Origin of the sequence: Oryzomonas japonica, from assembly GCF_008802365.1 — a bacterium.
GTDB classification, from domain to species: domain Bacteria; phylum Desulfobacterota; class Desulfuromonadia; order Geobacterales; family Pseudopelobacteraceae; genus Oryzomonas; species Oryzomonas japonica.
The window spans coordinates 573,241-594,484 of record NZ_VZQZ01000001.1; the positions used below are offsets into that span (position 1 = coordinate 573,241).

Here is a 21,244-nt window from a genome sequence, read left to right on the forward strand (position 1 = left end):
GCCCATGGGATGGTTTCTATGGGTTTTTGAATGAGTAATCGTGGAGGTTCAGATATGTCAACGGAGCTGATCGACGTACCCAAGGGGATGAGCATCATCAAATCAATCCTCGTCAAGCGTCTCCAGACCCCCGGCTACTTTGCTGATGTCTACTTGGTTATGCAGAACGGGCAATATGAAGCCGCTTTATTCATCAACGACAAATACAAGCCCGGCCCGCCGATTCCTTACCCGCTTGATAACCCTACCGAAGAAGTAACCCATTGGATGGGAGTACGGCCGAGCGTGGGGCTGAGCCCGGAGGAGGCGGACCGGATCATCAACGAGGTGGAGGGCGAGAATGCCATCCACCGCAAGAAGATGCAGGACCGCTGGAATAAGAGCGACACCCTGTAGCTTTCTTTCGGCTTGATTTTTTCGAACCTGCATGGTAATTAGAAAGCCCTGCTGAATCAGGGTGGCGATATTTGGAGAGATGGCCGAGTAGGTCGAAGGCGCTCGCCTGCTAAGCGAGTATACTGGGAAACCGGTATCGAGGGTTCGAATCCCTCTCTCTCCGCCATTGCGTCGTGATAATGGGTGTTTTTTTGACTATAGTTGCTCGCGTGCAAAAGGTTCTGATTATTGTTTTGCTTTTTCTGCCGGCGTTCCTTTTGGGATGTCAGCCAAAGGGACAAGAACAGAAACCGCAGCCGAAGATAGATGCCGCCGGGTCGCACGTAACAAAGAAGGAAGCGACGGTTGTTGTCCCTGATGCCGTAAAGAAGTCGTGGAAGGCGGTTCGGATCGCCGTCATAGACAAGGCGAACATCAAAGAAACCGTCTATACCATCCCCATCGGCAGTTCCGTTTCCATCCCCGCATTCTCCTTGGATATCGCCGTTGAGGCATTCCTCCCCGCCTTTATCATGGAGGGGGCCGTCATGACCACCTCCTCAAACGATCTGAAAAATCCCGGTGCAAAAGTCACGATAACCGAAAAAGGGAACATCATCTTCAAAGGGTGGCTCTTTGCACGGTTTCCGACGAACACATTCATGCATCCGAACTATGGATTCACCCTGGTCGATGCGGTCCCTGCCAAATAGCGGTCCCTGAACGCTTTCGCCTCACTGAATTCATCCCTGGGTGCCAATCGCCTCCCGGGCCAGCGTGTCGCAGCGCTCGTTCTCGCTATGGCCGTTGTGGCCGCGGACCCACCTCCATTCTATGGCGTGGCGCTGGGCAAGCTCCAAAAGCGTCTCCCACAGGTCGCGGTTGACGACCGGTTCCTTCTTGCTGTTCTGCCACCCCTTCCGTTGCCACCCCGTGATCCATTCGGTCATACCCTTTACCAGGTACTGGGAATCGGTCGTCAGAATCACGCGACAGGGACGGGTCAGCTGGCGCAATGCCTCAATGGCGGCGGTCAACTCCATGCGGTTATTGGTTGTGGGCGTTTCTCCCCCGGAGATCTCTTTTGTGCGCCCCTGGCAGCGCAGGATCGCGCCGTAGCCGCCGGGACCCGGGTTGCCGCTGCAGGCCCCGTCGCAAAAGATCTCCACCACCTCACCCGACTGATCCTGTTTGGTTTCACGCTTCGCCGGCATAGGCCCCCTCCTTCTTCAGCAGGTCGGCAATGGCGTTCATGACGCGTTCGACGATGAGTTGGTGGGTCTCCCGGGTGTCTTCCAGGCAATACAGGTCGCTGAAGTCGAGGGGGGCACCGAAGATAACGGAGGCGGACTGGCCGAATCCGGGGAATTTCCAGTGGTTCAGGCCGATCAGTGCTGTCGGGATGACCGTGGGGCGGGTGTCGAAGATGATCTTGCCGACGCCCCGGTTGCCTTTTCCCAAGCGTCCGTCCTTATGACGCGTTCCTTCCGGGAAGAGCATGACCTTCTGGTCCGCAAGCAATTGGTTGATAACCCTGTTGGCCTTGACGTCGCGTCCGCGCCTGACGGGAAAGGCCCCCCACGAAGAGTACAAAAGACGTGGGATGAGCTTCTGGAATAGCTCCTCCTTGGCCGGTGCCCATACCATTTGCAAGGGATGGTGCCGGACAATGGCCCAGGGGAGAAAAATCGTGTCGTAGGCGGAAATGTGGTTGGAGGTAAACAGAACGCCTCCGCTGTTCGGTATCTGCCCGCCCCCCTTGGAGGTGAAGCGGTTCAGTGCCGAGGCATAGGAGCCGATCACCCAGCAGGAAAATGTTACCCAACTACGTCGTACAAACGACACGTTCATCCCGTCTACTTCCTTCATAATGCCGCTGTGCGGCAGAAATGGCCCTGCAAGCTCCCCGCTTATACCATGTCCGGCACAATTCGGCAACCTCGACCGGGGCGGATTGTTCTGCGTTGGAATTGCCCAGGATTGCTGCTATAGTTCAGTCATGAACGCGGACAACCGAGAGATCGTCTTCAATGGCCTGGTATACGATATTGAGCAGATGCTGGTGGAAATCGGCTCCCACGGCAGCCATACCTTCCAGATTATCCGCCACCCCGGCGGCGCCGGGGTGCTGCCGGTACACGCAGATGGGAGCGTATCGCTGATCCGGCAACTGCGCCCGGCGGTCGACGCCGTTCTCCTGGAGATTCCGGCCGGTCGTCTCGGCCCCGGGGAGTTGCCACTCCACTGCGCCGGCCGCGAACTGCGGGAAGAAACGGGGATGCGGGCCGGGCGGTTGGTTCCGCTCGGTATGATTCATTCGTCGCCCGGTGTTTTCGATGAGATCGTTCACCTCTATGCGGCCACCGGCATCTCCCAGGGGGAGGCGGAACCGGAGGATGACGAGGAGATCGAGGTCGTCCGCATGCCGTTTGCCGAAGCCCTCGCCATGGCTGCCGAAGGGCGCATCAGCGATGCCAAAACCATAGTTACCCTTTTCAGATGGGACCAGAGATGCAAGATGCAAACTACCTGATCGGCAGACAACCGATCCTTGACCGGAATGAAGAGGTCATCGCCTACGAACTGCTGTTCCGTTCGGCGGTATCGCACAACACGGCAACCGTCGCCAACGCCACCCATGCCACTGCCAGCGTGATCATCAATGCCCTGTCCGGATTCGGTCTGGAAAGGATATTGGGGAACCATAAGGGGTTCATCAATATGGAGTTGGACCTGTTATTGAGCGACTCCCTTGGCATCCTGCCCAGGGACCGGGTGGTGCTGGAGCTCCTGGAAACGCTTGCGGTCACTCCCGAATTGGTGGAACGGTGCCGGGCGCTGAAAAAGGAGGGGTTCCAGTTGGCCCTGGACGACCACGAGTACGCCCCGGCCTATGCGGAGTTGTATGATATCGTGGATATCGTCAAGGTCGATCTCCTGCAGACCCCCCCCTCGCGTTTGGCCGGGATGGTTGAGAAGTTCCGCCCCTATCCCGTCAAACTGCTGGCCGAAAAGGTCGAGACGCGTGACGAATACCGCCTGTGCCGCGACCTTGGCTTCGAATACTTCCAGGGATTCTACTTCGCCAAACCGTCGGTGATGGAGAAAAAACGCATGGACGAATCCGGCGTCACGCTCCTGAAACTGATGGACCTGCTGATGAAGGACGTGGAGTTGATGGTGATCGAACAGGCCTTCCGTGAAAGCCCGGGCCTGACCTACAAGTTGCTCCTGCTGGTCAACTCCGTTTCCCTGGGGCTGCGGGGCAAAATCCAGAACATCCGCCATGCCGTGGCGATTCTGGGGCGCCAGCAGATCAAACGTTGGGTGCAACTGGCCCTGTTCGTCTCGGATACCACCAACGGCCCGGAGAACCCGTTGGTGGAGCTAGCCGCGGTACGGGCCGCATTCATGGAGCAGTTGGCGCACCGGCATCCTGCCTTGAAGGGGGACCGGGATGCCGGCGAGCAGGCCTTTCTGACCGGTATCCTCTCCCTTCTGGGGGGGCTCTACGATGTCTCCCTGGATGAAATCCTTGCCAATCTCAGCCTCTCCGAGGACGTCAGGGAGGCTTTGACAAACCACGGTGGAGCGTTGGGCCAACTCCTGACGTTTGCGGAGCAACTGGAACAACTGGATTCCAGGCTGGAGGAAGGCTGCCTCGAAAAGATCGGCCTCTCCCAGGAAGACGTGTTGGAGGCGCAGGTAAAGGCCTATGGCTGGCGCAACGGGATGTCCTGATCATGAGTGCCTATGCCGTAAGCGAGGAAAAGAACCGCTGGCTCATCCGTAAGATGGCCGAGTTGGGGGTGACGGAGGAGGACCTGGAGGAGACCTTTGTCCGGTCGTCGGGCAACGGGGGCCAGCATGTCAACAAAACCTCAACCTGCGTCCAGTTGCGCCACAAGCCCAGTGGCATCATCGTAAGCGCTTCCCGGGAGCGCAGCCAGTCGGTAAACCGTTTTCTGGCGCGGCGCGAATTGCTGGAGCGCCTCGAAGCCCGGAACGGCGGGCGGACGGCCGAGATGAAACGGGTCGAAAAACTACGCAAACAGAAAGACAGGCGCCGCAGACGGACCGCCACGAAGGTTGTATCATGATCACCCCCGAAACCCTGAAACGGTTGGAATACGACAAAATCCTGACTGAGATCGCCACCCAGGCCCACAGCGACGCGACCTACGAACGGGTCATGGCCACCGCGCCGCTGGACAATCCGGAACAGATCCGGCTGATGACGGGAAGGATTGCTGAGGTCCGAAAGCTGATCAGCCTCGGCATCGCCCTGCGGCTTGACGCCTTCCAGGATATTCGCCCGTTGCTGGAGGCCGTTCGTCCGGCGGGGGCCTTTCTGACGCCCCAGGATCTGTTGCTGTTCATCCCGGTGTTGAGCGCCTTCGGCGACATCTCGCGCCAACTCGCCCCGCGGAGCGATTGTCCCCGCCTTGCATCGTTGGCCCCGCCGTTGCGCCCCTTTCCCGACATTCTGGAGCCGCTGGTCGCCTCCATCGATCACGACGGCAGCATCATGGACAGCGCCTCGGTGCAGCTCCGGGATATCCGCCGGGCCAAACGCACCCTTGCGGCCCGCATTCGCAAGAAGATCGAGGAGATCGTCCGGGACAACGCAATCGAGATCTTTCTCCAGGACGACTTCATCACCCAGCGTTCGGGGCGGTGGGTGATCCCGGTACGCATGGACTCGAAGGGGATGGTGCGCGGCGTGGTGCATGACGTCTCGGCCTCGGGCGAGACCGCCTTCATGGAACCGCTGGAGATCATCCCTTTTGTCAACGAACTGGAAAACGTGAGCGCCGAGGAAAAAGCCGAGGAGATCCGCATCCTGCGGCAACTCTCGGCATGGCTCCGCGAGGATGCTCCGGCCCTGGAAGGGTGCTTCGCCACGCTGGTGACCCTGGACGTGCTCAACTGCCTGGCCCGTTTTGCCGAACGCCACGGCCTGGAAACGCCCACGCTGAACGGTGAGGGGGCCTTGCGCCTGGTCCAGGCCCGCCACCCGCTGCTCATGATGCTCCAGCGCCAGGGGGCCATCCCCCGGGTGCAGCCGCTGAATCTGGAGATGGGAGACGACGGCAGGGTCATGGTCATCACCGGCCCCAATGCCGGCGGCAAGACCATTGCCCTGAAGACCGCCGGGATTCTGACCCTGATGGCCCTGAGTGCCATACCGGTGCCGTGCGACGGCGCCCGCTCCACCTTTCCGCTTCTGGATACCCTACTGGTGGACATCGGTGACGAGCAATCCATCGAACAGAGTTTGTCCACCTTCTCGGCCCACGTGGCCCGCATTGTGGCCATCCTGGGGCAGGCCGGCCCGCGCTCCCTGGTGTTGCTGGACGAGTTGGGCGCCGGCACCGAGCCGCAACAGGGGGCGGCCATCGCCTGCGGCGTGCTGCGGGACCTGCAGGAGCGGGGCGCCACGGTGATCGCCACCACCCACCTCTCGGAGATCATCGGGTTCGTTCACCGTACCACGGGCATGATCAACGCCGGCATGGAGTACGATGCCGCGACCTATACCCCGCTCTACCGCCTGATCAGCGGCGAGCCGGGGCATTCCCACGCCGTCGAGATCGCCCGGCGTTACGGCATGCCCGAACGGGTGATCGCCTTTGCCCGGGAGATGGTGGGCAGCGGTGGGGCTGAATTCACGGCGCTCCTGGCCGACCTGCACCGCAAGCGGGATGAACTAGCGGAGGCGCAGCGGGAGTTGGACCGGCAAAAGGATGCCGTGCGCAGAAGGCAGCAGGAGGTGGAGGCGCGCGCCGGCGCCATCGACGTGGCGCGACGGGAGGCCTCGGACAAGGCCTGGGTCGAGGCCCGGGACCTGATCTCCGCGACCCGGCGGCAGATGAACGAACTGCTGGAGGAGTACAAGCGGGAAAAGCGCGCCGAGATCATCGAACGGCTGCGTCAAAGCGAGACGGACCTGACCGAACAGCTCAAGCCCCGCACCTCCGAAGGGCTTGAGCTGCGCCCCCTGAAGGAGGTCACGGCGGGGGATGCGGTACATATCCGCTCCCTGGGGCACGACGGCGTTGTTGTTTCCGTGGACCTCCGGCAGGAGAAGGCGCGGGTCAGGAGCGGCAGCATGGAGGTGGACGTGGCCGTCGGCGACCTGGCGGCCCCTCGCAGGCAGGGGAAAGAAAAGGCGCGGCGTCCGGCTCCGGGAGCCTGGAAGGCAGAAACTGTGGAGACGGCGGAGAGCGAGGAGCGGGAACTGAAGCTGATCGGCCTGCGGGTTGACGAGGCCCTGGACCTGCTGGAGCCGTTCCTCAATCATGCCTCCCTGAACGGCCTGACGGAGGTCCGCATCATTCACGGTGTCGGCACGGGGCGGCTGCGCGATGCCGTCCGCGACCACCTGACCCGCCATCCGCTGGTGGCGGAGTTCCGCTCCGGCGGCCCCCATGAGGGGAGAGACGGCGCCACGGTGGCGCTTTTAAGAGGTTGTTGAAAAACAGCCATCAGGCCTTCGTCCTCGAAAGCCCTTTCGTGCGGCGTAGCGCTGCTACGCCTCCTTAGGGCATTCTGCGGGTGCGACGATCTGACTATTTTTGAACAACCTCAGCTTTTCAACAGTCTGTTACGGCAGTGACCGCAAAGTCACAGTTATCGGGGAGGCACACTCTGGACAACTTCATTATCGAAGTCAGCGAACAGGACGTCAAGCGGGAACGGGACAAGTCCCGGGAGTTGCGCAGGAGTCGCTGGTGGCAAAACCGGCTCGCCCTGGGGCGTTGCCACTGGTGCGGCGGCGCGTTTCCCCCCGATGAACTGACCATGGACCATATCATTCCTTTGGCCCGGGGGGGCAAGGGCTCCCGCAACAATGTGGTGCCGGCTTGCAAGGAGTGCAACAGCCGAAAGAAGTACCTGCTTCCCATGGAGTGGGATGATTATGTCAGACAGTTCGAAAAGCAGGAGCAGTGAATGACGAATGCCGTGACGTGCCGCTACAAACTGGTCATCTACGATTGCGACGGGGTCCTGTTCGACTCCCTGGAATCCAACTACATCTTCTATAATCGGGTTCTGGAACACCTGAACCGCCCCCCCCTGGACCGGGGGGACGAGCATGCCCGGAAGGTGCTGCACACCTATTCGTTCAACGATGTGATGGCGTATTTCTTTGCCGGCGACCAGTGCCACGAGGAGGCCCTGCGCTTTGCCAAGACCATCCATTACCGGGACCTTGCCCCCTACATGCGTATGGAGGCGGGGCTGATCGAGACCCTCGACCGGCTCAAGGGGCGGGTCTCCCTGGCTATCTGCACCAACCGGGCGGTTTCCATGGACATGATCATCGATGACTTCGGGCTGAACGGCTACTTCGAGTGTGTCATGACCGCATCCCAGGTGACGAATCCCAAGCCGCACCCCGAACCGCTCCTCAAGGTGCTGGACCATTTCGGCATCGAACCGCACGAGGCGCTGTTCGTGGGGGATGGGGAGGTTGACATGCTCTCGGCCCGCGGCGCGGGGGTGCCGTTTGTGGCCTACAAGACCCATCTGCCGGACCAGCCCCGCATCGAGCACCACGCCGAGATCATGGCGCATCTCTTCGGGGCGCCGGAAGACATTTAATCCGTGTTTATCCCCTCTCCGCCATCGGGCGCCGCGCCGTAGCCGCGGACCTGCTCCATCAGAAAATCGACAAAGGCCCGGTTGGCTCGCGACAGGTAGGCCCCTTTCTTCCAGGCCAGCATCAGGTCCAGATGAAGCGGCGGGTCAAAGGACACGGCCCGCAGATCGGCGTCGTCCTCCACCACCATGCGCAGCAGGGTCGAGATGCCGAGTCCTTTTTTCACCAGCGACTTGACCATGGTGTACAGGTTGGTCTCGAAGACCACCTCGGGCGTCATGCCGCCTTCCTTCATCTCCTCGAAGAGCATCTCCCGCTGGTAGTACCCCTCCTTGAACATGATGAGCGGCTGTCGCGCAAACTCCTCCATGGACAGGGCGGAACGGGCGGTGAAGGGGTGGCCGGGGGGGACGCAGACCACCACCTCTTCCCGCAGTATGGGCCGTACCTCCAGGTTGTCGGGGACATGACCTCCGGCAATGACCCCCATGTCCAACTCCCCCTGGATGATCATCTTCAGGATGCTGGCGGCCCCTTCGCCGGAAACCGCGAGGTGGAGGTACGGATAGCGCTTGGCAAAAGCGCAGATGATGGTCGGGAAAAAGTAGGCGCTCATCATGGGGGGGACGCCGACCCGCACCTCGCCCTTGCCGAGACCGCGCAGGTCGGCCATTTCCTGGCCGGCGGCCTTCAAGTCCCCCAGGATGCGCCGGGCGTGCCCCAGCAGTATCTCCCCCTCGGCCGTCAGGGATACCTTGCGGTCCTGCCGGTTGAACAGGATCAACTCCAATTCCTCTTCCAGCTTGCGGATGGCCGTGCTGACGGCGGGCTGCGCCACATGCAACTCTTCAGCCGCCCTGGTAAAGTTGCTGAACCGGGCAATCTCCGCAAAATATTTCAGTTGACGCAGGTCCATTCCGCATTCTCCATATAAAATTATTATCGATATGATAGATATTATATATTTTTGTTATCGTAATGCAAATGGTACGCTACAATCATATTCGAAACAGGAAAGCGAACCATGAGCGAATTGACCATTACTACGGAAGCAGAGTTCATCCGCAGCGGCAGCACCACCTTCCGCCAGACCAACCTGGCATTTTTTGCCGCCGGTTTTGTCACCTTCATCACCCTGTACGACGTCCAGCCGCTCCTGCCGGAGTTTGCCCGGGAATTCGGGGTTCCGGCCGCCCTTGCCAGCCTGCCCCTTTCGGTTACCACCTGTACCCTGGCCATAGCCATGCTGCTGGTGGGAACCGTGTCGGAGACCCTTGGCCGCAAGCCGGTCATGGTGTTTTCACTCTTTTTGACCTCGCTTTTGGCATTCACGACCGCTTTCAGCCACACCCTCTCCTCGCTGATCGTCGTCAGGCTCCTGCAGGGGGTGGTGCTGGCGGGGCTGCCCTCGGTGGCTATGGCCTATCTGAGCGAGGAGATCGACCCCCCGTCCATCGGTGCCGCCATGGGGCTCTATATCAGCGGTAACGCCATCGGCGGCATGTCGGGGCGGATCTTTACGGCCACCGTCACCGACCTTTCCTCGTGGCGTACGGCCTTGGCGCTCATCGGGGTCGCCTGCCTGGGATTGAGCGTCTACTTTGTCCGCCACCTCCCGCCTTCCGCCCATTTCCGGCGGCACCCCTTCGAGGTGGGGTACCTCTTCACCTCGCTCTACCGGCAGATGCGGGACCCGGCGCTCCTCTGCCTCTACGGTCTCGGTTTCCTGATCATGGGGAGTTTCGTGACCCTCTACAACTACATCACCTTCCGGCTCCTGGGGCATCCCTACGACCTGACCCAAACCCTGGTCAGCCTGATCTTCCTGGTCTACTTCTTAGGCTCCTACAGTTCCAGCTCCATGGGACGGATGGTGAACCGTTTCGGCCGCCGCGCCATGATCTGCGTCGGCCTCGGCGCCATGGCCGTCGGCACGGCCATCACCCTGGCCGCGCCGCTCACCTGGATCATCGTCGGGGTGGCCGTATTCACCTGCGGTTTTTTCGGCGCGCACTCCGTTGCCTCCAGTTGGGTGGGGCGTCACGCGAAAACCGGAAAGGCCCAGGCCTCCTCACTCTACCTCTTCTTCTACTACCTGGGATCGAGCATCTCCGGGACCGCAGGCGGTTTCTGCTGGACCCACGGGGGATGGGACGGCGTGGCGGGATTGATCGGTCTGTTGCTCGCGACCGCGTTTGTGGTCATCGCCTTGTCCACGCGCCTGTCGACAGAACATGCCTCGGGTGGTATAGTTGGGAAGATTTGAGGGGGTCCGGCTGATTTCTTTCACCCACGCTGGAAAGAGGAGGACGTTATGGCGGCAAAAAAGATTCTGATGCTGGTGGGCGATTATGTTGAGGACTACGAAGTCATGGTGCCGTTCCAGGCCCTGCAGATGGTGGGGCATACGGTACACGCGGTCTGCAGCGGCAAGAAGGCCGGCGACACGGTGCGTACGGCGGTGCACGACTTCGAGGGGGACCAGACCTATAGCGAGAAACCGGGGCACAACTTTGCCCTGAATGCCACTTTTGCCGAGGTCCGCGCCCAGGATTACGACGCCCTCGTGGTCCCCGGCGGCAGGGCGCCCGAGTATATCCGCCTGGATCAGGCGGTGCTGGAGATCGTACGGCACTTCGACACCGCCCACAAGCCCATTGCGGCCATCTGCCATGGAGCGCAGCTGCTGGCCGCCGCCGGGGTGCTGAAGGGGAAGGGGTGTTCCGCATACCCGGCCGTCGGGCCGGAGGTGACCCTGTCCGGCGGGACCTACGTGGACATCCCCGTGGACAAGGCCCATGTGGACGGAAACCTGGTCACGGCCCCGGCATGGCCGGCCCATCCCGAATGGCTGGCGAAATTCCTGAAGGTTCTGGGGACGGAGATCACCCTGTGATCAGGAGCTGTCCCGTTGTTGCAGGACCACATACCTTTGCCCTCTCCAGCGCCGTGCGGCAGCCGGTGAGGGGGATCTTTTCGCGTATGGTCCGCCTCCGGGCGCTGTTCGCCGCCCTGCTGCTGGCCATCGGTGTCTCGACCCCTTTGCCGGCAGGCGCGGCGGGCGATCGTACGGTCCTCTGGAATATCGTCACAAACTGCCTGGATGCTTCCGGCGCGGATTATTGTACGGTGTGCCGCTGGCCGCGGGTTGACAGCGCCTGCTCCCATAGGAGCGCCAGCAACGGCGCGACGGAGGTCTGGGCCGAGTCGGCGGATTTTGTTGTGCTGCGTGACTCCAAGATGTGCGGCTGCCCGGAGGGCTTTGTGCACGGACTGGCGATCCCCCGCGCCCGGGTGACCGGCGTTGAAGACCCGCGGCGTCCCGATGGCATCTGGGCGTTTGCCTGGGCAGCGGCCCGCAAGCGCATGGGTGACGACCCGGCCATCGCCCTTGCCGTCAATCCGCTGGCCCAGCGTGGCCAGGACCAGCTCCACGTCCACCTCCTCCGGCTGCATGGCGATGCCGGTCGGCTCATCGCCCAACGCGCAAAAGACCGCGTGCAGAGCCTGGACCACGTCTGGAAGGTCGCCGCCCGGAGGGCTGCCGCCGAGGGGCTGACGGATTACGGCGTGCTGGTTGTCGCCCACCGTGAGGGGGGATTCATGGTGCTGGTCGCACAGGATAGCCCGGAAAAACTGTACACCGATTGGCGCTGCCGCTGAAATCAGGGGCAGGGGCTTGTCGGAATAATCGGGATGTGAGAAAGAAGCATGGCCTACGTGTATCTGTTGGTGGCAATCGTTGCCGAAGTGATGGGGACGAGCGCATTGAAGGCGTCGGAGGGATTTTCCCGCCTATTCCCGAGCGTGCTCGTCGTGCTGGGGTACGGGATCGCATTTTACTGTCTGAGCCAGGTGCTGAAAAGCATCCCGGTCGGGGTGAGCTATGCCATCTGGTCCGGATTGGGCATTGTCCTCATTTCCGTGGTCGGCGCCGTTTTCTTCAAGCAGGCGCTTGACCTGCCTGCCATTCTCGGCATGGCGCTGATTATCGCCGGGGTTGCCGTCATAAACCTGTTTTCCAAGTCGGTGAGTCCCTGAGAAAAGATAGTCTGCACTACCAATCAACAAGGAATATGACCGCTACTTCCTCCCCGCCTCGGCCGGTTGCACCATCTGCCCCTCGCTGATGCCGCTGCCCGGATTGAGCACGACCCGTTCCCCCTCTTTCAGCCCCGCGCCACTCCGCACCATCTTGCCGTCGCTGTCGGCCACCGACACCTCGCGGAACCTCACCCGGTTGTCGCTCCCCACCACCCCCACGTAGGACTGTTCCCCCTTCACCAGCAACGCCTCTGCCGGTACCTGGACATGGGGCGGGGCCGTCAGCGCCAGACTGACCTGCACGAACCCTCCGGCCAGAATTGCTCCTTCCCGGTTATCCAGGTCAAGTTCCACCAGGAGCGTACGGCTCTTGAGGTCCAGTTCGCCGCTGATGCGGGTCACGCTGGCCGGAAGTTTCACCTCGGGGCGCGCGGCGTCGGCGATCACTGCACGGTCACCTTTTCTGACGAAGGCGGCGTTTTTTTGATCCAGGTAGACATAGACCCGCAGCCGGTCGGTTTTGGAGATGGTCGCGACCGGTTGCGCCGCGGTCTGGTTGGTGGTGGCGCTCTGCAAGAGCGCCCCGGGGTCGACGAAGCGGGCCGTCACCGTACCGCTGAACGGAGCGCGCACCGTCTCGTACCCCTTCTGGCTCTTCAGCCCCTCGGCGGTAGCTTCGGCGCTCCTGGCTGCGGCCTCGGCGTTGTCGTAGTCCTGCCGGGCAACCACCCCGTCCTTGATCAGGAGACGCTCGCGGTCGGCAAACAGCCTCTTGGTACGGGCATCGGCCGCGGCCGCATCGTACTGGCGGTCCAGTTCGGGGGATTCGATCAGCGCCAGTACCTGGCCGCGGTCGACCCGGTCCCCCTTGTCCACGCGGATTTCGCGCAGATAGCCGCTTACCTTGGCGTATAGGGTAACCTCGGCAAAGGGACGTGCCTCGCCCGATAGTACCACGCTCCGCTGCGCGGGGGAGCGGCCGGCAACGGCAATCGTCACGCGAGGTCCGGCCGTGAGGGCGGCCTGGCGAACCTGGAGTTCCGCCTGTACCTGACTGCGGCGACTGCCGAGCAGCAGGGCCACAAGGACCACTGCCAGCGCCACCAGCAGGCCGCCGGCCAGGAAGAGTCGTCTTCGTGATGTCAAAGCACTTTCATTCATTGGGATTTCCCCTCTCTCCCTCATCCTCGCCCCGCTCCGCAGCCAGGAACCGATCGTCAAGGAGATGCTTGACCGGCATCTTGGTGCGCAGTAACGAGTAGATTACCGGGACCACGAACAGGGTCAGGATCGTCGCCACCAGCAGCCCGCCGATCACGGCCCGGCCCAGGGGGGCGTTCTGCTCGCCCGCTTCGCCCATGGCAAAGGCCATGGGCACCATGCCGATGATCATGGCCAGGGCGGTCATCAACACTGGCCTCAGCCGTGTCCTGGCAGCCTCCAGGGCCGCTTCCGCCGGTGTGACCACCTTTTCCACCCTGATGTCGTTGGCAAAGCTCACCAGCAGGATCGAGTTGGAGGTGGCGATGCCGATGGCCATGATCGACCCCATGAGCGATTCCACGTTGATGGTGGTGCCGGTCAGCGCCAGCATCCAGAGTATCCCCATCAGGGCGCCCGGCACGGCCATCATGATGATGAACGGGTCGATCCACGACTGGAACAGCACCACCATCAGGAAATAGACCAGGAGGGTGGCCAGGATCAGCCCCAATCCCAGGCTGCGGAAGGACTGGTTCATGACCTCGTTCTGGCCGCGCACCGTGATGCGCATGCCCGGGGGGAGTTTTCCGAGTGCTGCGATGCTCTTGTCGATATCCCGGATCACGGAGCCCAGGTCGCGCCCCTCCACGCCGGCATCCACATCAAGCACCCTTTGTACTGTGTAGTGGGTGATGTTCTCAAAGCTCACCCGGTGGGAGATGAGCGCCAGGTTGCCCAGGGTCTGGGCCGGAATCTGGGGCGTATCCGCCGGTGCCGGCTGGAATGGCGGCTGAAGCAACGCACCGGCCGACGGGGGGGTGACCGGCATGGCTGCCAAATCCGACAGGGTGGTCTGGTACCGGCGCGGGATCTGCACCGCCACGGTGTAGTTGACGTTGTTGGCCGGGTTGAGGAAAAACGAGGGGGCGATCAGGATACTGGAGGAGAGGGCGATCAGGGCGCTGGTGGCCACGTCCCGTTCGCTCATGCCGAGCCGGGCCGCCCGGACCCGGTCCACGTCCACCTGCAGGGTCGGGTAGTCAAGTACCTGATTGATGTGCACGTCGGCGGCACCGGGGATGGTGAGCAGGGCATCCCTGATCTTGAGGGCGTACGGGTAGGATTTGCTGAAGTCCGGCCCTTCGATCTGGATATCGATGGGTGAGGTCAGGCCGAAGTTGAGCACCTGGGTGACGATGTCGGCAGACTGGAAATAGAAGGATGAGCCGGGGAACTGCCGAGGAAGCACCTCCCGGATCCGGTGCCGGTACAGGGCCGTTGGCCGGTGCCCCTTCTTGAGGGAGATGAGGATCTCGGCGTCCATGCCGCTGATGTTCTCGGTCTGCACAAAGGCCAGGTTATAGAATGTGGGCACCCCGATCATATCGTTGATGGTGTCGATCTCCCCGGCCGGGATGATCCCGCGAATCTGCTCTTCCACCCGGGCCAGCAATCGCTCGGTATCCTCGATGCGGGTTCCGGCCGGGGCGCGCACATGCAGCTTCATCAACCCCACGTCCACCGAGGGGAAGAAATCGGTGCCGATGATGAAGACCAGCCCCAGACTGGCCAGCCCCACCAGGGCCGCCACCGCCAACGTGAAGGCGCGGTGGTGCAGGGCCGTTGCCAGCAGCCGGCCGTAGCGCTCACGGAACCGTTCGAAGCCGTCCTCGCGGCGTTGATTCAGCAACCGGAAGAGGGCGGCCATCCTCCCGGGTGATGGAGATGCTCCCCTCTGGTGGTGCTCCCCTCCCAGCAGCATCCGCGACAGCACCGGAACCAGGGTGCGGGAGAGCAGGTAGGAGGCCAGCATGGCGGTCACCACAGCGAACGCCAGTGGGGTGAAGAGGTGCTTGGCCGGCCCGACCAGCAACACTACCGGAAAGAAGACCACGCAGATGGCCATGGTCGCCACGATGGCCGGCATCGCCACCTGGCGGGCGCTGTCCATGACCGCCATGGTGAGCGGCTTGCCCAGGGCGCGGTTGCGGTGGATGTTCTCCACCTCCACCGTGGCGTCGTCCACCAGCATGCCGATGGCCAGGGCCAAGCCGCCCAGGGTCATGATATTGATGCTCTGGCCGGCCAGGTTCATGGCGATCACGGCGCTGAAAATAGCCAGGGGGATGGAGGTGGAGACCACGATCATGCTGCGCAGGCTGCCGAGGAAGACCAGGATCATGAGTGAGACCAGGATCGTGCCGATGACCGCCTCGCGCACCACCCCCTCCACCGCCGCCCGCACGAAGAGCGACTGGTCGAAGTCGATCTTCAGTTCCAGCCCTTGGGGCGCCACCTCCCTGATGGCGGGCAGGGCCTCGCGGGCGGCGTCCACCACCGCCAGGGTGGACGCGTCGGCGTGTTTGAGGATGGACAGATAGGTGGCCCGCCGGCCATTGACGTGCACGATGTTGTTCTGTTCGGCATAGCTGTCCGAGATTCGGGCCACATCACCCAGATAGACCGGGGCGTTGCCCACCACCTTGACCGGGATGGCGCTGAACTGGTCGATGACCCGCGGGCTGGAGTTGAGCAACACGTTGTACTCCTGCCCGCCGATGCGGGCGGTGCCGGCCGGGATGATCACGTTGGAGGCCTGGAGAGCGCTCACCACATCGGCCGGCGAGAGCCCCCGCGCCGCCAGGGCTGTGGGATTGATGTCGATCATGATCTGGCGGCTCTTGCCGCCGAAGGGTGCCGGTGTGGAGAGCCCTGGGATGGTGAACAGCTTGACCCGGATGAAGTTGAGGCCGTAATCGAAGATCTTTTCTTCCGGAAGATTTTTACTCGACAGGGTCAACTGGGCCACCGGCACGTTGGAGGCGTTGAACTGGACGATGGCCGGCGGCTGGGTGCCGGGCGGCGCGATCCTGAGCAGGGTGCTGGAGACGGAGGAAATCTGGGAGATGGCGGCGCCGATCTCGGTGCCGGGCTGAAAGTAGACCTTGAGGACCCCGGTGCCGGGGATGGATTGGGACTCGATGCGGGAGATGCCGTTGACGGTGGTGGAGTAGGCCCGTTCGCTGATCAGGACGATGCGCCGCTCCATGTCCTCCGGGGAGAGGCCGGGGTAGTTCCAGACCACCACGACCACCGGGATGTCGATCACCGGGAAGATATCGACGATCATCCTGGTGAGGGAAAGGGCGCCCAGCACCAGGATCAACAGTGCCATCACCGCAACGCTGTAAGGGCGCCGCAGCGCCAATCTGACTAGCCACATGACGAACCTCGCCAGAGGTCGCAAGGTTTCCTCTCTTGCCGCCGGACCGATTTGGGATGGGGCCGCATGGTCGGCAGGGGCGGGAAACGGTATGCTTCTCTATTCTGTCATGGTAGAACCTCTTCTGTGATTGATTACCAATAAGACCCTGTATATCTTTATAGGTGGTATTGTACATCAAACATTCTAATCTGCAAATCCGATTACGGCATGGGGGAGGAAAACAATGCGGGGAGGGGGGAAGAGGTCGATCATACGGCAGGTGCAAAACCAAGTGGAGCAGGATCTCGCGATCCAGCCCCACTTGGCCGGTCGATTTCCTGGGTGAGGCGTTACCGCACCAGTTTGGACAGCTTCTTAAATTCTTCCGTTCCCGCGACCTTCAGGAGCTGAAACAGAACCGATTCGGTGGAGGTGGGGACCGCGCCGGTCAGGGTCATGGCTTCGGCGGCGATCTGCCAGTTGCGTTTGCTCCGGCTCATGACGGCGTCCCTGACCACGTGGACCTCGAAGCCGGCGTCGCGCAGCTCGATGACGGTTTGCAGCACGCAGACGTGGGTTTCCATGCCGGTGATGATGACCTGGGTGCGACCGGTACTCGTGAGCCTCTTCATGAAATCGGTGCTGCCGCAGCAACTGAAGGCCATCTTCTCAAAATAGCCGGCATCCCCGGCCTTCTCCTTCAGCTCCGGCAGGGTGGCACCCAAACCCTTGACGTACTGTTCGGTGATGAGTGCCGGAATCCCCAACTCCTGGGCGGTTTCCAGCAGAATGGCGATATTCCTGGTCAGTTTGTTGAGGATCTTGTCGTCCATGGCCAAGCAGAGTTTCTCCTGGACATCGATCACCACCAACACCGCCTTGTCACGCTCCAGAAAGAATCTGTCCTTGACCGACATGGTTGATCTCCTTTCTAAGAGGTTGTTGAAAAACAGCCATCTCGCCGCCATCCTCGAAGCCTCTTTCGTGCGGCGTAGCGCTGCTACGCCTCCTCAGAGCCTTCTGCGGGTGCGACGATCTGACTATTTTTGAACAACCTGAGTTTTTCAACAGCCCGTCAATCCCGCTTCAACTCTATTCCCAGATCGTTGATCTTCTTGCGCAGCGTGTTGCGGTTGATGCCGAGGATATCCGCCGCCTTGACCTGGTTCCAGCGGGTTTTCTCAAGGATGAAGCGGATCAGGGGGCGTTCCACCTGTTCCAGCACCATGGCGTGGATATCCCCTTTTTCCAGCTTCTCGATGCCGTTCATGCAGGAACGCAACTTCAGGTCCACGATCGACTCCAGGGAGGCGTCGGGGGATACGGCTGCCTGCCCTCCGGAGAGCGGCTCGAGCCCTTCGAAGTCCCGGGGGGTCAGCAACGGGTCGCTGGAGAGGATGACGGCGCGCTTGATGGTGTTTTCCAACTCCCGCACGTTGCCGGGCCAGGAGTGGGCGGTCAATACGGCCATCGCCTCGTCGGTGCACTGCTTGTCGCTGATGTCCATCTCGGCGCTGGCCCGGCCCAGAAAGTACTGCACGAGCTGGGGGATGTCCTCCCGGCGCTCCCGCAGGGGAACCAGGTTGATGGGAACCACGTTCAGCCGGTAGAAAAGATCCTCGCGGAATTCCTTCTGGCGGACCTTTTCGATCAGTTCCTGGTTCGTGGCGGCCACGATGCGTACATCCACCGGGATGCTCTGGTTGCCGCCGGTGCGGGTGATCTCCCGTTCCTGGAGGACGCGCAGGATCTTGGCCTGCAGGTCCAGGGGCATGTCGCCGATCTCGTCCAGAAAGAGCGTTCCCTGATTGGCCTGCTCGAACTTGCCCAGCTTGCGTTCCGCGGCGCCGGTAAAGGCCCCCTTCTCAAAGCCGAACAGCTCGCTTTCCAAGAGCTCCTTGGGGATGGCGGCGCAGTTGATGGCGACGAACGGCTTGCCCAGCCGGCGCGAATTGAAATGGACGGCCCGCGCCACCAACTCCTTGCCGGTCCCCGACTCCCCCTGGACCAGGATGGTGACATCGCTGGCGGCCACCTTGCCGATGGTCTTGTAGACCTCGCGCATGGCGGGCGAGTTGCCGATGATATTCTTTTCGACCTGGTAGCGCTCCTTGAGTTCCTGCTTGAGCATGGTGACTTGGCCGGCGATCTCCCGGGCGCGCCCGACCTTTTCGATGATGGCGTCGATCACGTCCAGGTCGAACGGCTTGGTGATATAATCGTAGGCCCCGCGTTTCATGGCCTCCACCGCGTTCTTCATGCTGGCCTCGGCCGTCATGATGACCACCAGCAGGTCGCTTTTCAGTTCGCGGATCTTGTCCAGCAGGTCAAGACCGCTGATACCCGGCATCTTGATGTCGAGAATAGCCAGATCGTAGCTGTTGTCCTGGACCAGCGACAGCGCCTGACGTCCGTCGTGGGCCAGGTCCACCGTGAACCCTTTCCGTTTCAGGGCCTTGGAAAGGACCCAGCGCATACTCTCTTCGTCATCGGCCACCAGGATTCTGTTTAACGGCATTGTTGTTGTCCCCTGTTCATCACGAATAAAATTACATTGCAAAACATCATGGACGCTCCCAGGCGGCAAGCCTGGAACGTACCCTTGACAGATATGTTTGGTTCAGTCGTTCATGGTCCGAGCCGATGGGTCATTGCACCAACGGCAAGAGTACCGTGAACTTGGTCCCATGGACGGCATCGGATTCCACCTTGATCATGCCGCGATGTTCCGCCACGATCTTGTGGCAGATGGCCAGCCCCAGGCCGGTGCCCGATGACTTGGTGCTGAAAAACGGCGTCCAGATGTTTTCCAGGTCCTCGGCCGGGATACCGGGGCCGTCGTCGGCGATCTCCACGGCAACCATACGGGAGCGGCGATCATTCTGGGCCATGCGGTAATCGGACAGCACCCGGCTCGCCACCGTCAGCTGCCCGGTATCCTGCAAGGCGTCGATGGCGTTGCAGATCAGGTTGAGGAACAGCCGGGTCAGCATCTCCTCGTCGGCCATGATGGGCGGTATGCTGGGATCGAAGTGTTTGTTGAAGGTGATGTCGCGACCGGTTACGGCCTGCTTTTGCAGCAGGAGGATGTCGCCCAGCACCTTGTGCAGGTTGACCGGCCCCAGCTTGAGCCCTCGCGGCGAGGCCAGTTCCAGCAGTTCGCGGATGATGTGGTCGATGCGCTCCGTTTCGCGGATCATCACCCGGGTGTAATCCAGCAGTTCGCTTTCGGCGTCCAACTCCCGCTCCAGGAGTTGGGCCGCCCCCTTGATGCCCCCCAGGGGGTTTTTCACCTCGTGGGCCAGCCCGGCTGCCAGTGCCCCCATGGTGGAGAGCCGATCGGCTTGACGGACCGCCGCCTCCAACTCGCGGATGTAGGTGATGTCCTTGAGGGACAGGATGGTGCCGATGTTTTCGCCGGTCCCCAGCATGAGCGGGTAACAGGTGGCGGCAACCGGCTTGACCTTGCCGGTGGAGCGGACCACCACGTTCTCATGGTCCGAGATGGTAATGCCGGTCTGGGTCGCTTTCTGGACCATCTCCACCAGGGTCTTTTCCAGGGCAAAGAGCTTGTCAAAGCTGGCGCCCATGGCCTGGCGCCGGGAAAATCCGGTGATTTCCTCGGCGGCCGGGTTGCACAGGGTGATCACGCCGTTTCGGTCCACGACGATCACGCCGTCGCCGACGCTGTCGAGCACGGTGGCGTAGTAATCGCCCGGATAGCTGCCTTGTTCGGCGATGTTGTCAGGGGTGGGCATGGTGGTCATCCGGTGTGCCGGTTATCCTTTCGATCAGGGTGAACAGATCATCGACGGTGCGGACGGAGTTGGCTTCGCGCCGAATGTCGGCGGCGCCGGCAAAGCCGCGCGCATACCAACCGATGTGCTTTTTCATTTCACGGGCGGCCACAGCCTCGCCGCTCTCCTGCACGAACAGCTCCAGGTGCTGGCGTATGGCGCCGGCCCGCTCGGCTGCGTCGGCCGGCGTCACGGTCCCCCGTTCTTCCAGTTCCAAAACCTGCCGAAATATCCACGGATTGCCGAGGGAGCCCCGGGCGATCATCACCCCGTCGCACCCGGTTTCGGCCATCATGGCCCGGCAATCGTCGGCGCTGAAGATATCCCCGCTACCGATGACCGGGATGGTCAGGCACTCCTTGAGTCGGGCGATCTGGCTCCAGTCGGCATGTCCCGAGAACATCTGGGAGCGGCTGCGGGGGTGCAGGGTAACGGCGTCGCACCCCTCGGCCTCGGCGATCCTGCCGATTTCAAGATAAGTATCGTCCCCGCAATGCCAGCCGGAACGGATCTTGATCGTCAGGGGCAGGGCGGTGGCAGCCCGCACGGCCTTGACGATGGCGGCAATGCCGGCCGGATCGCGCAAGAGGGCGCTGCCTGCGCCGGTACCGACCACCTTGCGAACCGGGCACCCCATGTTGATATCGAGCAGTTCCCCGTATTCTGCTACCATGCGGGCGGCTTCCGCCAGGCTCTCGGGCGAATCCCCGAAGAGTTGGATGCCCAGCGGCCGGTCTTCCGGGCAACTCTTCAACAGGGCCAGGGTTTTTATGCCTTCGCGGACCAAACCGTTGACGCTTACCATCTCGGTGAAGGCAAGAGCGGCACCATTGCGACGGCAGAGGAGACGGAACGGCAGGTTGGTGATTCCGGCCAAGGGGGCAAGCACAACGTTGTGCGCCAGGGATAGTCTACCGATTTTCAATGGTTTCAGCATGATGCACACGGGTAATGGCTAGCGGAAGGAGAATAAATAGTTGAGTGATGCCTAAATTTTGGGCATAGTATCACAGC

General features: G+C 61.8%; 21 protein-coding genes and 1 tRNA gene. 13 read left to right on the top strand and 9 right to left on the bottom strand.

Annotation, left to right across the window (positions count from 1 at the left end; translation table 11 throughout):
- The first annotated feature begins 54 nt into the window (after positions 1 to 54).
- The 3 genes from F6V25_RS02585 (at position 55) to F6V25_RS02595 (ending at position 1,088) form a co-directional block, all read left to right on the top strand.
- Positions 55 to 396 carry a hypothetical protein gene (locus F6V25_RS02585; RefSeq protein WP_149306903.1) on the top strand — a complete coding sequence of 114 codons (342 nt, stop codon included), beginning with the start codon at positions 55 to 57 and terminating at the stop codon, positions 394 to 396.
- A 73-nt stretch (positions 397 to 469) separates the two neighbouring features.
- Positions 470 to 562, top strand: a tRNA-Ser gene (locus tag F6V25_RS02590).
- Positions 563 to 653: 91 nt separating this feature from the next.
- Entirely contained in the window at positions 654 to 1,088 is a 435-nt protein-coding gene (locus F6V25_RS02595) for a DUF2155 domain-containing protein (RefSeq protein ID WP_246166933.1), read from the top strand.
- A gap of 30 nt (positions 1,089 to 1,118) precedes the next feature.
- On the opposite strand, the gene rnhA is transcribed toward F6V25_RS02595, so the two are convergent.
- On the bottom strand, positions 1,119 to 1,589 hold the full coding sequence (gene rnhA / locus F6V25_RS02600) for a ribonuclease HI (RefSeq protein WP_151126922.1): 471 nt from the start codon (positions 1,587 to 1,589) through the stop codon (positions 1,119 to 1,121).
- A complete protein-coding gene (locus tag F6V25_RS02605; protein WP_151126924.1) occupies positions 1,573 to 2,226 on the bottom strand; it encodes a lysophospholipid acyltransferase family protein in 654 nt (217 codons plus the stop codon). The genes rnhA and F6V25_RS02605 overlap by 17 nt, the downstream gene beginning before the upstream one ends.
- 148 nt (positions 2,227 to 2,374) lie before the next feature.
- Here F6V25_RS02605 and F6V25_RS02610 point away from each other — a divergent pair, with 148 nt between their 5' ends.
- From F6V25_RS02610 to F6V25_RS02635, 6 genes are all read left to right on the top strand, one after another.
- Positions 2,375 to 2,908 carry an NUDIX hydrolase gene (locus F6V25_RS02610; RefSeq protein ID WP_151126926.1) on the top strand — a complete coding sequence of 178 codons (534 nt, stop codon included), beginning with the start codon at positions 2,375 to 2,377 and terminating at the stop codon, positions 2,906 to 2,908.
- Positions 2,887 to 4,116, top strand: a complete 1,230-nt coding sequence (locus tag F6V25_RS02615; RefSeq protein WP_151126928.1) for an EAL and HDOD domain-containing protein — start codon at positions 2,887 to 2,889, stop codon at positions 4,114 to 4,116. The genes F6V25_RS02610 and F6V25_RS02615 overlap by 22 nt, the downstream gene beginning before the upstream one ends.
- A 2-nt stretch (positions 4,117 to 4,118) precedes the next feature.
- Positions 4,119 to 4,475 (top strand): peptide chain release factor family protein, encoded by a 357-nt coding sequence (locus F6V25_RS02620; protein WP_151126930.1) that lies wholly within the window; start codon positions 4,119 to 4,121, stop codon positions 4,473 to 4,475.
- A complete protein-coding gene (locus tag F6V25_RS02625) occupies positions 4,472 to 6,853 on the top strand; it encodes an endonuclease MutS2 (protein ID WP_151126932.1) in 2,382 nt (793 codons plus the stop codon). The genes F6V25_RS02620 and F6V25_RS02625 overlap by 4 nt, the downstream gene beginning before the upstream one ends.
- A 173-nt stretch (positions 6,854 to 7,026) precedes the next feature.
- Positions 7,027 to 7,329, top strand: a complete 303-nt coding sequence (locus F6V25_RS02630; protein WP_149306897.1) for an HNH endonuclease — start codon at positions 7,027 to 7,029, stop codon at positions 7,327 to 7,329.
- Positions 7,330 to 7,983, top strand: a complete 654-nt coding sequence (locus F6V25_RS02635; protein ID WP_151126934.1) for an HAD family hydrolase — start codon at positions 7,330 to 7,332, stop codon at positions 7,981 to 7,983.
- Here the strand turns inward: F6V25_RS02635 and F6V25_RS02640 are convergent.
- On the bottom strand, positions 7,980 to 8,897 hold the full coding sequence (locus F6V25_RS02640; RefSeq protein ID WP_151126936.1) for a LysR family transcriptional regulator: 918 nt from the start codon (positions 8,895 to 8,897) through the stop codon (positions 7,980 to 7,982). The genes F6V25_RS02635 and F6V25_RS02640 overlap by 4 nt on opposite strands.
- A gap of 108 nt (positions 8,898 to 9,005) precedes the next feature.
- Between F6V25_RS02640 and F6V25_RS02645 the strand changes: the two genes are divergently transcribed.
- The 4 genes from F6V25_RS02645 to F6V25_RS02660 are packed head-to-tail and all read left to right on the top strand — an operon-like array spanning position 9,006 to position 12,022.
- Positions 9,006 to 10,247, top strand: a complete 1,242-nt coding sequence (locus tag F6V25_RS02645) for an MFS transporter (protein WP_151126938.1) — start codon at positions 9,006 to 9,008, stop codon at positions 10,245 to 10,247.
- 48 nt (positions 10,248 to 10,295) lie between these two features.
- A complete protein-coding gene (locus F6V25_RS02650; protein WP_151126940.1) occupies positions 10,296 to 10,877 on the top strand; it encodes a DJ-1/PfpI family protein in 582 nt (193 codons plus the stop codon).
- On the top strand, positions 10,874 to 11,644 hold the full coding sequence (locus F6V25_RS02655; protein ID WP_191966045.1) for a CDP-diacylglycerol diphosphatase: 771 nt from the start codon (positions 10,874 to 10,876) through the stop codon (positions 11,642 to 11,644). The genes F6V25_RS02650 and F6V25_RS02655 overlap by 4 nt, the downstream gene beginning before the upstream one ends.
- Positions 11,645 to 11,692: 48 nt before the next feature.
- Positions 11,693 to 12,022, top strand: coding sequence for a DMT family transporter (locus F6V25_RS02660; protein ID WP_151126944.1), 330 nt, complete (start codon positions 11,693 to 11,695; stop codon positions 12,020 to 12,022).
- Between the two features lie 42 nt (positions 12,023 to 12,064).
- Here the strand turns inward: F6V25_RS02660 and F6V25_RS02665 are convergent, their stop codons facing one another.
- From F6V25_RS02665 to dusB, 6 genes are all read right to left on the bottom strand, one after another.
- Positions 12,065 to 13,186: an efflux RND transporter periplasmic adaptor subunit gene (locus F6V25_RS02665; protein ID WP_191966046.1), complete on the bottom strand. Its 1,122-nt coding sequence runs from the start codon at positions 13,184 to 13,186 to the stop codon at positions 12,065 to 12,067.
- The gene (locus F6V25_RS02670; protein WP_151126947.1) at positions 13,179 to 16,451 is read right to left on the bottom strand and encodes an efflux RND transporter permease subunit; all 3,273 of its coding nucleotides are present in this window, start codon (positions 16,449 to 16,451) and stop codon (positions 13,179 to 13,181) included. The genes F6V25_RS02665 and F6V25_RS02670 overlap by 8 nt, the downstream gene beginning before the upstream one ends.
- A 332-nt stretch (positions 16,452 to 16,783) precedes the next feature.
- Positions 16,784 to 17,350, bottom strand: a complete 567-nt coding sequence (locus F6V25_RS02675) for a hydrolase (protein ID WP_151126949.1) — start codon at positions 17,348 to 17,350, stop codon at positions 16,784 to 16,786.
- 158 nt (positions 17,351 to 17,508) lie between these two features.
- Positions 17,509 to 18,951, bottom strand: coding sequence for a sigma-54-dependent transcriptional regulator (locus F6V25_RS02680; RefSeq protein WP_151126951.1), 1,443 nt, complete (start codon positions 18,949 to 18,951; stop codon positions 17,509 to 17,511).
- Positions 18,952 to 19,081: 130 nt separating this feature from the next.
- A complete protein-coding gene (locus F6V25_RS02685; RefSeq protein WP_151126953.1) occupies positions 19,082 to 20,191 on the bottom strand; it encodes a two-component system sensor histidine kinase NtrB in 1,110 nt (369 codons plus the stop codon).
- Positions 20,178 to 21,167, bottom strand: a complete 990-nt coding sequence (gene dusB / locus F6V25_RS02690) for a tRNA dihydrouridine synthase DusB (RefSeq protein ID WP_151126955.1) — start codon at positions 21,165 to 21,167, stop codon at positions 20,178 to 20,180. The genes F6V25_RS02685 and dusB overlap by 14 nt, the downstream gene beginning before the upstream one ends.
- Positions 21,168 to 21,244: the final 77 nt, after the last annotated feature.